We start from the raw sequence: 11,983 nt of genomic DNA on the forward strand, positions 1-11,983 counted from the left end.
CCGCCAGGGAGAACGGCTTGGCGAGGAAGTCGTCCGCCCCCGCGTCCAGGGCCCGCACCTCCTGGTCCGGACCGGCACGCGCGGTCAGCATGAGGATCGGCGTCCAGTCGCCCTGCTCGCGACGACGCGCACAGATCTCGTCACCCGACACGTGCGGCAGCATCACGTCGAGCACGATCGTGTCGTAGGAGTTCTCGCCGGCGAGCCAGGCACCCTCTCGCCCGTCGAGGGCGGTGTCGACGGCGTACCCCTCCGCCTCCAGTCCGCGACGCAGGGCTGCGGCCAGCTGCTTGTCGTCTTCGACCACCAGGACCCGCACCGTGCGAGAGTCCCACACCCCACCTGTACGCCGGCTGAAGGCGGGCTGAAGGGCCCGTTCAGCGCCGCTTCAGCACCTCTGGCGCACAGTGGAGGCACGAGCACACGAGTGATGGAGGAGTCGAGATGCGCAAGCGGATCTGGGCAGCGGGCCTGGCGCTGGGGACAGCAGGAGCCGCCGTCGTCGCCGGCGTGGCAGTGGCCGGAGACGGCGGTGACGACGGCCCCGCCAGCCACCACTACACGCAGGAGCAGGCCGACGCCGCCACCAAGGCGGCCCTCGAGGCCACGGGCGGAGGCACCGCCAACAGCGTCGAGACCGACAACGAGAACGGCGCGACCTACGAGGTCGAGGTGACCAAGCCCGACGGAACCACGGTCGACGTACGCCTCGACGAGAACTACGGCGTCGTCGTCATCGAGGACGACTCCGAGGACTCCGGCTCCGAGTGAGCCAGCTCGGCGCTGATCGTCCGCACGTCCGCTCAGCCGTCGAGGTCCGTGGTGCGGGCGACGAGGTCGGCGAGGAGGGCCGGCATGCCACCGGCTGCGACGACGCGTCGCTGACGGTTCGGCTCGGTCTCCCGGGCGAGCGCGGCGTCGAGCGGGTCGAGCGGCGCCTCCATCCGGTCGGCGACCAGCACGGTCCGCGCCTCCGCGACGACCCGGGCGGCGATCTCGCGCAGGGGCCGCAGCGACCGGTCGACGTCCACGACCCGCGTGTCGAGGCCGTAGCGAGCCGCGCGGTGGTCGTTGACGGCCAGCACGTCGTCCTCGAGGTCGACCTCGTCGGGCGACTCGACGGCGCGGCGGGCGATGCCCTGCACCAGGGCGGTCAGCGCGGCGACCGTCGACAGCGACGGCACGGCGTCCATCACCCGCACCTCGAGGGTGCCGAGCAGTGGTCGCGGACGCATCTCCCACCACACGTAGGTGTGGTCGGACGCCTCGGCCGCCTCCATCAGTGCCTCCGTGCGCTCGACGTAGTCGTCCCACGACCGCAGCAGCGGCGGCATCGTGGTGCGGGGGTAGGAGCGGATGATGGCTGCCCGGGACGTGGCCTGGCCCGAGTCCAGCCCATGCCAGTACGGCGATCCCGCGGCAAGGGCACGCAGGAGCGGCAGCCGGTTGCGCAGCCCGCGGTAGGCCAGCATCGTCGTGCGCTCGTCGGGCAGCCCGACGTGGACCTGCAGGGCCGCGGTCGGCGTGCGCAGCAGGCCGGCGTACTCGTCGATGATGCGGTCGTAGCGCGGCGACGTGGCGATGTGCGGGACCCCCATGGAACCGGTCGGGTGCACCCCCGCGGCGAGGATCCGTCCGCCCTCCTTGTCGACGAGGGCCCGGAGGTCGCGCAGTGATCGCCAGGCGTCCTCGGCACTCCTGCACACCGGGGTGTTGAGCTCGACCTGGTCGACGTAGATCTCGCCGGTCACGACGCCGGCGTCGGGCACGGTCTGCGACATCGCCTCGACGAGCGGGGCGGCCGCGGCGCCCATCAGCTCGTCGCGGTCGTCGACGAGCAGGAGCTCCTCCTCCACGCCCACGGAGAACTCACCGCCCGGCACGTGCGACGGCACCGCCGGCATCCCGCTCGTCATGCGCACAGGTGCCCCTCCGGGCACCGCCTCATGCGCAGGCCGGTGTCGGGTCAGCGCCGGGGCGGCACCGACAGCCGGACGACCTTCTTCCAGGCGCTGGCGACCTGCCGCCACAGCGGCGCGGTGTTGTAGGACAGTCCGTGGCGCTCGAAGAGCTCACGGACGGGTCCCGCGATCTCGCGGTAGCGGTTGCTGGGCAGGTCCGGGAAGAGGTGGTGCTCGATCTGGTGCGAGAGGTTGCCGCACAGCACGTGGAGCAGCGGCGGGCCCGAGACATCGGCGGAGCCGAGCATCTGGCGGACGTACCACCTGCCGCGCGTCTCGTTCTCGTCGAGCTCGGCCACCTCGAACGTCTCGACGCCCTCGGGGAAGTGCCCGCACATGATCACCGAGTGGCTCCACACGTTGCGGGCCAGGTTGGCGGCGAGGTTGGCGGTCAGGGTGGTGCGGGCCGACCCGGTGGGCGCCGAGAGCAGCGGGTGCAGGACGTAGTCGCGCAGCGCGCTGCGTGCGGCCCGTCGCGCCGTCGTACGCATCTCCGCCTTCTGCTCCGGGGAGAAGCCGTCGCCGGAGCGGAGCGACTCCCCGAGGTCGAGGTCGTACATCGCGATGCCGTACTCGAAGATGCACGCGTTGACGAGGTTCCACAGCGGCTGGGCCAGGTAACGCGGCTGCCATTCCTGAGCCTCGTCGACGCGCAGGATTCCGTAGCCGAGGTCGTTGTCCTTGCCCAGGACGTTGGTGTTGACGTGGTGGCGGTCGTTGTGGGCGCGCCGCCACTGCTCGGGGGCCGACGCGTGGTCCCACTCCCACGTCGAGGAGTGGATGCGCGGGTCGCGCATCCAGTCCCACTGCCCGTGGAGCACGTTGTGCCCGATCTCCATGTTGTCGAGCACCTTCGACAGGGTCAGCGACGCCGTTCCCAGCCACCACGCGGTGCGGCTGCGGCTGCCGAGGAGGACCACCCGGCCCGCCACCTCCAGGCAGCGCTGGACGGCGATCACGCGTCGGATGTACGCGGCGTCGCGGGCGCCGCGGTCGGCGAGGACCTCCTCGCGCAGGGCGTCCAGGGTGCGACCGATGTCCTCGACCTCGGCGTCGGTCAGGTCGTCGTAGGACCGCTCGCGCGGGGAGTGCTGGAGAAAGGCGGCCATCGCTCCCAGTGCCCCGGCGCCGGTGCTCGCATGCATCTGCGCAATGCCCCCTCAGGGGTGGAGTGCAACGAGATCGGGTGGGTACGGAGTGCGCATGACCGAGCAATCCCACCACGACCAGGATGCGGATCCGCCGACGCCCACCGGGGAGGAGCCGGACCAGGGACAGCTGCAGAAGGACTCCGAGCCGGCCAGCGACCCCGACCCCGATCCCGATGCAGGCACCACCCCCACCAACTCCGAGGAGGACGCATGACGACCTACGGAAATGACCCGTTGAGCAGCACCGGCACGAGCCCCACCGACACGGGTACCGGCCCCACCGGCACCGGCGGCTACGACTCGACCGGCTACGACTCGGGCAGCAACGGCACCAGCACCACCGACAAGGCCAAGGACACCGCGTCCACCGCCGCCGACCAGGGCAAGCAGGTGGCCGGCACCGCGAAGGACGAGGCGCTCAACGTCGCCGGCACTGCGGCCGAGCAGGCCCGCAACGTCGTCGGCGAGGCGAAGCAGCAGGTCAGCAGCCAGCTGAGCGACCAGGCCACCACCGGCCGGGACAAGCTGTCGCAGACCTTGCGGACCCTGGGCGACGACCTGCAGCAGATGGCCCAGGGACAGGGCCCGTCGCAGGGCCTGGCGACCGACCTGGCCCAGGAGGTCTCGGACCGGGTCCGGGCCTTCGGGAGCCACCTCGAGAACCGCGACCCCGGACAGCTCCTCGACGACGCCCGCGACTTCGCGCGACGCCGCCCCGGGACGTTCCTCGTGGGCGCGCTCGCCGCAGGCGTCGTGGCCGGGCGGATGTTCCGCGCGACCGCCGACGGTGCGGCCGCCGCGTCGCTCGCCGAGTCGGGTCCGATGGGCACGGCCAGCCGCGCAGCGCCCCTCGCGGGCCAGTCGAGCACCGACAGCCCGGGCACGACGGGGTACGACACCCCGGCGACGCAGACGATGCCGTCCGGCTTCGACTCCACCTCGTCCGGGCTCGCGGGCGCGCGCACCCAGGACACCCCGTGACAGGGGCTCCGGGCGTGGATCCCCTTCCCACGACGACCGCGACGACCGCGACGACCGCCACGACCGCGACGACCGCCACGAGCCCGGTGGGCTCGCACGTGGCCGGCGTGCAGGACGAGCGCAGCCTCGGCGAGATCGTGGGCGACCTGAGCACCGACCTGACGACGCTGGTCAAGAAGGAGCTCGAGCTGGCACGCACCGAGCTCAAGGAGGAGGCGGCCAAGGCCGGCAAGGGTGCCGGAATGCTGGGCGGTGCCGGCGTCGCCGGCCTGCTCGCCCTCATCCTGGGCTCGTTCGCCCTGGCGTACCTGCTCGACAACTGGATGCCCGTCGAGCTGGCGTTCCTGATCGTCACCGTCCTGTGGGCGATCGTCGGCGCCGTCCTCGCGGCGAGGGGCCGCAAGGAGCTCAAGAACGCAAACCCGCAGCTACCGGAGACGCAGCAGACACTCAAGGAGGACGCAGCATGGGTCAAAGCACAGAAGAACTGAAGTCTGAGATCGAGCAGACGCGCCAGTCGATGACGGCCGACGTCGACGCCCTGCAGGACCGGGTGAGCCCGACCGCCATCGTCGAGCGGCGCAAGCAGGCGGCCCGCAGCCGCGTGCTCGGCGTCCGTGACAAGGTGATGGGCACCGCCCACGACGTGAAGTCGTCGGCATCCGGCACCGCAGGATCTGCCAAGGGTTCCGCCGGCGGGGCCGTCGACTCCGTCAAGGACACGGCCTCTGGCGCCGTCAGCGGCGCCCAGGACAAGGTGCAGGGCGCTCCGCTCGCGGCCGGCCTGGTCGCCTTCGGTGCCGGCGTCATCGTCGCGGCCCTGATCCCCGCCTCCGAGAAGGAGGCTGTCGCGGCCGGCCACGTCGTCGACGCCGCCAAGGAGCACGGCCAGCCGGTCGTGGACCAGGCCAAGTCGGTGGCGCAGGACGTCGTCGACGGCGTCAAGGAGACGGCTGCCGAGGCCGCGCAGGAGGTCAAGGACACGGCCTCCGACAGTGCCGGCAAGGTGAAGTCCGAGGGTCAGTCGGGAGTGGACGAGGTCCGCTCGCAGACCCAGTCCTGAACCCGTTCCACCCCGCAGCACAGCCGGCCCGCCCCCATCGGGGCGGGCCGGTCTGGCTGCACGGGGGCGGGGGGCGGACGCCAGTGGCGCGGCGGGACCGGGTCCGTCAGACGGTTCCGGGCCGCTTGGCCAGCACGACGCCGAGGGCGATCATGCCCGCACCCAGCACGAGGTGCAGCCAGTCGTCGGCCCTGTTGAGCGGCACGAAGTTGGCTTGCGAGTCCTTGTCGACGACCAGCCCGTAGAGGAACAGCAGGAGGTAGATCGCCCCACCGCCGACGAGGAACGCCCGGCCGCTCGACGGCCTCCGCGCGAGCGCGAGCCCGGCGGCGCCGAGGATCAGGTGCACGACGTTGTGCAGCACCGACACCTGGAAGATGCCGAGCAGCTCGGCGTGGGACTCGTGCCCGGCTGCCTCGAGGCTGCCGCGGTCGCTGGTGATGCCGGGGATGAACCCCAGCACGCCGACGAGCAGGAACACGACACCGACGAGGGTGGCCGCTGCCTGGACGGGCGTCCCGGACGCGGTGGACCGGGACCGGAGACGGGTGTTCTCAGACATGGCCGCTCCGTACCCCGCGACTGTTGCCGCACACGTCGAGCCCACCCCGGGGTGGGGGGTGCCGCAGCTCGTGGCGCAGGTCACGGTCTGGGATGGCGCCGAACGGGGTACTGACCCGCTCTAGAACTTCGACGAGAGGATCGCTGGTGAACCCCATCCGCCTGGTCTCCGGAGCCGTCACGCTCCCCGCCCACGCCGCCGCAGCCGTCATCGGGACGTCCGTCGGCATCGCGACGACCGGGGTGCGCACGACGGCCCGCGTCGTCGCGCGGGTCATCGAGCAGGTGTCGGGTGCGGGTCCGGCACCGTCGGCGCCGTGGCCCACCGACCGTCCCGTCCCCACCGAGGTCGACCCGGTGCTGGGCGCGCAGCGGTCCACCACGGACGCTCCGTCCACTGCCCCGACCGCGACTGTGACGAAGCCAGCCGCGACGAGGCCGGCGGCAAAGAAGGCGCCCGCCAAGAAGACTGCGGCCCGGAAGGCGCCCGCCAGGAAGGCCGCCGCGAAGAAGGCGCCGTCCAAGCAGGCTGCCGTCCTCGCTCCGGCCCTCGGGCTCAGCGAGGCCGAGGTGGAGCAGCTCGACGCAGCGGGCACCGACGACATCACCACGCCGTCGGGCATCCCCGCCGCTGGAGAGGGGATCAACCCCGACACCACCGAGACCGACCTGCACCAGCCGGGCACCGAGCCGCTGATGGACCCGGCCACGGTCACGGCCGTGGCCAGCGAGTCCGCGACGCTGCGCCGGGCGGCCGACACCGACAAGGGCTGAGCCGGCGCACGCCGGGACGGATGTCGGCGGTCCGTCCTATCCTCGGAACGTGCACCGGATCTTCACCACGAGCGTGGCCTCGGTCTATCCCCACTACGTCGCCAAGGCGGAGCGCAAGGGGCGCACCCGCGAGGAGGTCGACGAGGTCATCGAGTGGCTGACCGGCTTCGACGACGCGCAGCTCCAGGCCCACCTCGACGACGGCACCACGTTCGAGGAGTTCTTCGCCGCGGCGCACCTCAACCCGCGCTCCGACCAGATCACCGGCTCGGTGTGCGGCGTCAAGGTGCAGGAGGTGGAGGACCCGCTCATGCGGCAGATCCGCTACCTCGACAAGCTGGTCGACGAGCTCGCCAAGGGTCGCCCCATGGCGAAGGTGCTCCGGGGCTGAGCGTGCTCAGCCGGTGACCAGCCGGTCGGTGACCGCCTGCAGCGGCGGCCAGCCTCCCCGCCCGCGCCGGGTCACCGCGTAGGCGCGCAGGCGCACCTCCGGGTCCCGCAGGCGTACGACGCTCACGCCGCGCCGCGACGACCGCCCCCGCGGCAGGAGGGCGACCCCGCGTCCGGCCACCACGAGGTCGTCGACGAGCTCGAGCGAGTCGATCCGGTGCACGACGTGCGGCACGAAGCCGGCCCGCGAGGCCAGCGTGCGCAACGCGTCCTCGTCGGCGGTGTGGCGCGAGTTCACGATCCAGTCGCGGTCGGCGAGGTCGGCGAGCTCCAGGTGCCGGTCGGCCGTCGGCACCCCGATCCCCCACTCCAGGTCCCACAGCGGCGAGACCACGTGGTCGTCGCGCCACTCCGCCGGGGCGAGGTCGTAGTCGTAGACGAGAGCGAGGTCGACGTCGTCGCGGGCCAGCAGGTCGAGCGACTCGAGCGGCTCGTACTCGTGGATGCGCACCTCGATGCGGGGGTGGGTCGAGCGCAGGTCGTCGATCGCCGGCAGCAGCGACCGCCGGATCGCGGAGGCGAACCCGGCGACACGCACCACACCGGCCGGCTCCGCGGTCGGGTCGAGGTCGAGGCGCGCGGCCTCCACCGCGGCGAGGATCGTGACGGCGTGGTCGGCCAGCCGCCGCCCGGCCGGCGTCAGCCGCACCCGCCGGCCGTCTGGCTCGAGCAGCGGGCTGCCCACGTCGCGGGCCAGCGCGGCGATCCCCTGCGACACGCTCGACGTCGTCGTCCCGAGCGCGTCGGCGACCTCGTGCATCGACCCGAGGCGGGAGAGCTCGAGCAGCATGCGGAGGCGGCGGACGTCCATGCCGCCATTGTGTCGCCTAGGCGAACGGACCGTCCAGCAAAGTCACGTGGACACGAACGATCCGAGCGCCGTCTACTGGGGACATGGCTTCCACCACCCTCCCCTCCCGGGCTCGCGCAGGCGCCTCCATGGCTGTGGCGTCGATGCTCTGTGTGCAGCTCGGCCTGGCCGCCTCCGTCGGGTTCATCGACGACCTGGGTGCGTCCGGCGCGGCCTGGATCCGGCTCTTCTGGGCGGGGATCCTCCTGCTGGTCATCGTCCGCCCCCGGCTGTCGCTCTACTCGCGCGAGGCGCTGTGGTCGGGTGCTGCGCTCGGCGTGGTCACGGCAGGGGTCACCCTGCTCTTCATGGCGGCTGTCGCGCGCCTCCCCCTCGGCACCGCCAGCGCGCTCGAGTTCCTCGGGCCCCTGACGATCGCCGTGTGGCGCAGCCGCGGCGTGGGTCGGTCGTGGGCGGCGCTGGCTGCCGTCGGCGTGCTCCTCCTGACCCAGCCGTGGACCGGCGCGGCCGATCCGGTCGGGGTAGCCTGTGCGCTGGGCGCCGCCGTGTGCTGGGCGGCGTACATCCTGCTGACCCAGCGCGTCGGCGACGCCGTGAGCGGGCTGGGCGGCCTGGCGATCTCGATGCCCGTCGCTGCACTCGTCGCCACCCTGGTCGCCGGTCCGGGTGTCGTCGGACAGCTCACGCCCCAGCTCCTGCTGTACGGCCTGGGCCTGGCGATCCTGCTGCCCGTCGTGCCGTTCGCCCTGGAGCTGCTCGCACTGCGACGGCTCACCACCGGCGCTTTCGGGACGCTGATGGCCCTCGAGCCCGCCTTCGCCCTGGTGATCGGCTTCCTCGTGCTGAGCCAGGTGCCCAACGGCATCGCGGTCGTCGGCATCCTGCTCGTCGTGGCGGCCGGCATCGGCGCCGAGCGCACCGGGGCCCGGGCCGACGCGCCCGCCCCGGTGGACGGGTCGGGCCTGGTCTCGGCGTGACCGCCCGGGCGATGYTGCCCGGGCTTGGCGAGGGCGGGCCGCCCGGGGCGGCCCGCCCTCACTGTCTGTCGTCGTTCGTCAGCGGGTGCGCTGGTCCCTGATCGTGGCGAGGGTCCGCTCGGACGCACTGGTCTTGACCTGGCCCCGACCCGGGTGTCCCGGCACGTCGTTGACCGTCGACGTGTCGTAGGCGAACGTCAGCACCGCGGTGGCGATGGCGTCGGAGTTGACGTCCAGCGCGTGCACGTTGATGTTGCCGATGAGGGTGTAGTCCGCGCGCAGCTGGTCGTAGAGGGCCGCGTTCTGCCCGGCTCCGGTCAGGTTGTCGCACGGCTGGTGGTAGCACGGGTCGTACGACGCGCCCGCCACGCCGCCGTACAGCGTCGCCTCGGCCGCCGTCTTGGCCACCTCCGCGCCGGTGAACAGGCCGCCGGCAGGGATGCCCACCGCGATGAACGGCCCGTAGTCGGATCGACCGGAGAACTCGCTGTCCTGCGAAGGCTCCCCGCGGTCGGCGTAGAACTTCTCGAAGACGTCCTCGATCTGGGCGCTGCCCTCCGGGATGAAGCCGGGTGCCGCGGTCCCGCCGGAGTTGTCCCCGTCGTAGACGCCGAACATGTAGTTGGGCGAGGCGACCATGTCGAAGTTGAGGTAGAGGGCGATGTCCTCGGCCTGCGCGTCGGTCAGCTGGCCGACGTAGTACTCCGAGCCGAGAAGGCCTTCCTCCTCAGCACCCCACCAGGCGAACCGCACCGTGTTGGTGGGCTTGACCTTGGCCATCTGGATGGCGGTCTCGAGGAGTGCGGCGCTGCCGGATCCGTTGTCGTTGATGCCCGCACCGTCCTGGACGCTGTCGAGGTGGGCGCCGGCCATGACGGTGTTGTCGTCGTTGCCGGCACTGGTCTCGGCCAGCACGTTGTACGCCGTGCGCTGCTCGGACGTGAAGTCCACCTTCACCCTCACGGTCGCGCCGGGCGTGGTCACGAGGTTCTCCCCGGCCACCTGGCTGGCGAAGACCACCGGGATCGTCAACCCGGTGGCGTCGCCGATCATGTTGATCATGCCGGCGGTGTTGTTGTAGATGATGGCGCCGGCCGCACCCGCGTTCTGGGCGGCGAGCGCCTTGATGGCGAACCCGCACCCTCCGCGCTGGATCAGCGCGATCTGGCCGGCCGCCATGCCGGCGTAGTCACCGGCCTCGCAGCCGTCGGTCGCGTCGGCGGCGGGGATGACGAAGAGGGTGCCGGTCGCGGTCCCCTCGGGGGTCCCGGAGTCGAAGGCGTTGCGCAGGAACTCGCTCCCCTGCACGAACACGCGGGGGCTCGGCGTGATACGCGCGAGCTCGGAGAACTCCTCGGCGTAGGTGAACGGGAACTCCTGGACCGTCGGGTCATAGCCCGCGGCCTCGAGCTGCTCGACGACGTAGTCGACGGACGCCTTGTAGCCGGGGCGGCCCGCGGCCCGGTCTCCGTTCTCGTCGGCAATGTCCTGGAGCGCCTCCAGGTGGTCGACCACCCCGTCCACCGTCACGGCCTTCGTGAGCTTGCGGACCGTGTTGTTGTTCGGATCGGCGTGCGCCGGTGGGCTGGTCATGGCACCGATCAGGGCTGCTGTCGCGGCCGCGGACACGGCCAGGTGGAACCGTCTGGGCATGGGGAGCTCCTACGCGCGGGGGGAAAGGATTTTCGGACCCTAGGACGAACGGGGGTGCGTCGAGTCACCCGTTGCGGAGGAGGCCGCCGTGCCCGGGTTCGTGACCTACTGGCACACCACGTACGTGGTCGGCGGGCTCTTCCCCAGCCTTGGGCCCTGTGCCTCGAGCCTGCTCGTCGGGCTGCTGACGACGCCCGAGCACGAGCAGCAGGGAGTGAGGCGATGGCCACCGAGGGTGACACAGCAACCATGGACCCGGCGGCGGTCGTTCGTTCGCGACCGTACCTGTCGGCCCTGCTGCTGTCGGCGGCCCTGGGCGTGCCCATCTCCGCCGTCGCCTACGGCTTCCTGGCGCTCGTCGCCCAGGTCCAGGAGCTCGTGTTCGTCGACCTGCCCGACGCGGTGCTCGACGGCGGGGCGCCCGCCTGGTGGCCGGTGCCCTGGTTGGCCGTGTGTGGGTTGCTGACCGGGCTGACCATCCGGTACCTGCCCGGCACGGGCGGACACTCCCCCGCCTTCGGCTTCCACGCAGGTGGAGGTCCGCCCACACCCAAGGAGCTCCCCGGCGTCATCCTGGCCGCCTTCACCACCTTGAGCCTCGGCGCCGTCCTCGGACCGGAGGCACCGCTGATCGCCATCGGTGGCGGGCTCGCGGCGCTGACCGTGCACCTCACGAAGAAGGACGCGCCCCCGATGGCGCTCACGATCATGGCGTCGGCCGGCAGCTTCGCCGCGATCAGCACGCTGCTCGGGTCACCGCTGCTCGCCGCGTTCCTGATCATGGAGGCGGCCGGCATCGGCGGCGCGACGCTGACCCTGGTGGCACTTCCGGGGCTGCTGGCGTCCGGCGTCGGCGCACTGGTCTTCGTCGGCATGAACAGCTGGACCGGGCTCGGGAGCTTCTCACTGGCACTGACGTCCGTGCCGCCGGCCACGGACCCGACCGTCGCCACCATGCTGTGGGCGCTGCCGATCGGCGTCGCCTGCGCGCTGCTCGGCTGGCTCATCCGCTGGATCGGCCTGTCGCTGCGACCGCTGGTGCACCTCAACCGGGTGCTGGTGACGACGGTGCTCGGCCTGGCCATCGGCGCGACCGCGATGGTCTACCAGCTCGTCTCCGACCACAGCTTCACGCAGGTCCTGTTCTCCGGTCAGGACGCCATGCCCGCGCTGGTCGAGCACGCCACCGCGTACTCGACCGGGGTCCTGGTCCTCCTAGCTGCCTGCAAGACCCTGGCCTACGGACTGTCGTTGAGTGCCTTCCGTGGCGGGCCTGTCTTCCCAGCGATGTTCATCGGTGCCGTCGTCGGCATCGCCGTCTCCGAGCTGCCCGGGATGGCCCTGGCGCCGGCGATCGGCATGGGGATCGGCGCGATGTGCACCGCCATGCTGCGACTGCCCCTCACCTCGACGCTGCTGGCGACGCTGCTGCTCGGCGCCGACGGCGTCTCGGTGACCCCGCAGGTCGTGGTGGCCGTGGTCGCCGCCTTCCTGGTGACCACCATGCTTCCTGCTCCCCGTGCGGAGGCAGGAGGGCCCGAGCAGGTCCCTGCGCCGGGCATGGGGTAGCCAGTCCTGAATAGTGCTAGTACGATTAGCAC

The 11,983-nt window shown here is 71.9% G+C and carries 15 protein-coding genes; 9 read left to right on the forward strand and 6 right to left on the reverse strand.

The features are described 5' to 3' along the window. A partial coding sequence (locus tag AC1DP1_RS18815; RefSeq protein WP_477508137.1) for a response regulator occupies nt 1-319 on the reverse strand: 319 nt, incomplete at its 3' end. 125 nt (nt 320-444) lie between these two features. On the opposite strand from AC1DP1_RS18815, the gene AC1DP1_RS18820 reads away from it, so the two are divergent. Then, complete coding sequence (locus AC1DP1_RS18820) at nt 445-771, forward strand: PepSY domain-containing protein (RefSeq protein ID WP_477508138.1); 327 nt, start codon at nt 445-447, stop codon at nt 769-771. A 32-nt stretch (nt 772-803) separates the two neighbouring features. Here AC1DP1_RS18820 and AC1DP1_RS18825 read toward each other — a convergent pair whose 3' ends face one another. Further along, a complete protein-coding gene (locus tag AC1DP1_RS18825; RefSeq protein WP_477508139.1) occupies nt 804-1,916 on the reverse strand; it encodes a carboxylate-amine ligase in 1,113 nt (370 codons plus the stop codon). Between the two features lie 50 nt (nt 1,917-1,966). After that, the gene (locus tag AC1DP1_RS18830) at nt 1,967-3,070 is read right to left on the reverse strand and encodes a fatty acid desaturase family protein (RefSeq protein ID WP_477508140.1); all 1,104 of its coding nucleotides are present in this window, start codon (nt 3,068-3,070) and stop codon (nt 1,967-1,969) included. A 94-nt stretch (nt 3,071-3,164) separates the two neighbouring features. On the opposite strand from AC1DP1_RS18830, the gene AC1DP1_RS18835 reads away from it, so the two are divergent. Genes AC1DP1_RS18835 through AC1DP1_RS18850 form a run of 4 tightly spaced genes read left to right on the forward strand, consistent with a single transcriptional unit; the run spans nt 3,165 to nt 5,156 of the window. Beyond that, nucleotides 3,165-3,326 carry a hypothetical protein gene (locus tag AC1DP1_RS18835; RefSeq protein WP_477508141.1) on the forward strand — a complete coding sequence of 54 codons (162 nt, stop codon included), beginning with the start codon at nt 3,165-3,167 and terminating at the stop codon, nt 3,324-3,326. Continuing rightward, nucleotides 3,323-4,093, forward strand: a complete 771-nt coding sequence (locus tag AC1DP1_RS18840; RefSeq protein ID WP_477508142.1) for a hypothetical protein — start codon at nt 3,323-3,325, stop codon at nt 4,091-4,093. Before AC1DP1_RS18835 ends, AC1DP1_RS18840 begins: the two co-directional genes overlap by 4 nt. Nucleotides 4,094-4,107: 14 nt before the next feature. Then, a complete protein-coding gene (locus tag AC1DP1_RS18845; protein ID WP_477508143.1) occupies nt 4,108-4,584 on the forward strand; it encodes a phage holin family protein in 477 nt (158 codons plus the stop codon). Continuing rightward, nucleotides 4,560-5,156, forward strand: coding sequence for a DUF3618 domain-containing protein (locus tag AC1DP1_RS18850; protein WP_477508144.1), 597 nt, complete (start codon nt 4,560-4,562; stop codon nt 5,154-5,156). Before AC1DP1_RS18845 ends, AC1DP1_RS18850 begins: the two co-directional genes overlap by 25 nt. Before the next feature lie 106 nt (nt 5,157-5,262). Here AC1DP1_RS18850 and AC1DP1_RS18855 read toward each other — a convergent pair whose 3' ends face one another. Continuing rightward, on the reverse strand, nt 5,263-5,718 hold the full coding sequence (locus AC1DP1_RS18855; protein WP_477508145.1) for a DUF4383 domain-containing protein: 456 nt from the start codon (nt 5,716-5,718) through the stop codon (nt 5,263-5,265). A 146-nt stretch (nt 5,719-5,864) separates the two neighbouring features. Between AC1DP1_RS18855 and AC1DP1_RS18860 the strand changes: the two genes are divergently transcribed. Beyond that, nucleotides 5,865-6,491: a hypothetical protein gene (locus AC1DP1_RS18860; protein WP_477508146.1), complete on the forward strand. Its 627-nt coding sequence runs from the start codon at nt 5,865-5,867 to the stop codon at nt 6,489-6,491. 49 nt (nt 6,492-6,540) lie between these two features. Further along, a complete protein-coding gene (locus AC1DP1_RS18865; RefSeq protein ID WP_457187809.1) occupies nt 6,541-6,882 on the forward strand; it encodes a DUF2200 domain-containing protein in 342 nt (113 codons plus the stop codon). Nucleotides 6,883-6,888: 6 nt separating this feature from the next. Here the strand turns inward: AC1DP1_RS18865 and AC1DP1_RS18870 are convergent, their stop codons facing one another. Further along, complete coding sequence (locus AC1DP1_RS18870; protein ID WP_457187811.1) at nt 6,889-7,752, reverse strand: LysR family transcriptional regulator; 864 nt, start codon at nt 7,750-7,752, stop codon at nt 6,889-6,891. 83 nt (nt 7,753-7,835) lie between these two features. Between AC1DP1_RS18870 and AC1DP1_RS18875 the strand changes: the two genes are divergently transcribed. After that, the gene (locus AC1DP1_RS18875) at nt 7,836-8,729 is read left to right on the forward strand and encodes an EamA family transporter (RefSeq protein WP_477508147.1); all 894 of its coding nucleotides are present in this window, start codon (nt 7,836-7,838) and stop codon (nt 8,727-8,729) included. Between the two features lie 78 nt (nt 8,730-8,807). On the opposite strand, the gene AC1DP1_RS18880 is transcribed toward AC1DP1_RS18875, so the two are convergent. Further along, nucleotides 8,808-10,382 carry a M28 family metallopeptidase gene (locus AC1DP1_RS18880; RefSeq protein ID WP_477508148.1) on the reverse strand — a complete coding sequence of 525 codons (1,575 nt, stop codon included), beginning with the start codon at nt 10,380-10,382 and terminating at the stop codon, nt 8,808-8,810. A 222-nt stretch (nt 10,383-10,604) separates the two neighbouring features. Between AC1DP1_RS18880 and AC1DP1_RS18885 the strand changes: the two genes are divergently transcribed. After that, nucleotides 10,605-11,951, forward strand: coding sequence for a chloride channel protein (locus tag AC1DP1_RS18885; RefSeq protein ID WP_477508149.1), 1,347 nt, complete (start codon nt 10,605-10,607; stop codon nt 11,949-11,951). Nucleotides 11,952-11,983: the final 32 nt, after the last annotated feature.

The organism is Nocardioides sp. P4_G10 (assembly GCF_056401175.1).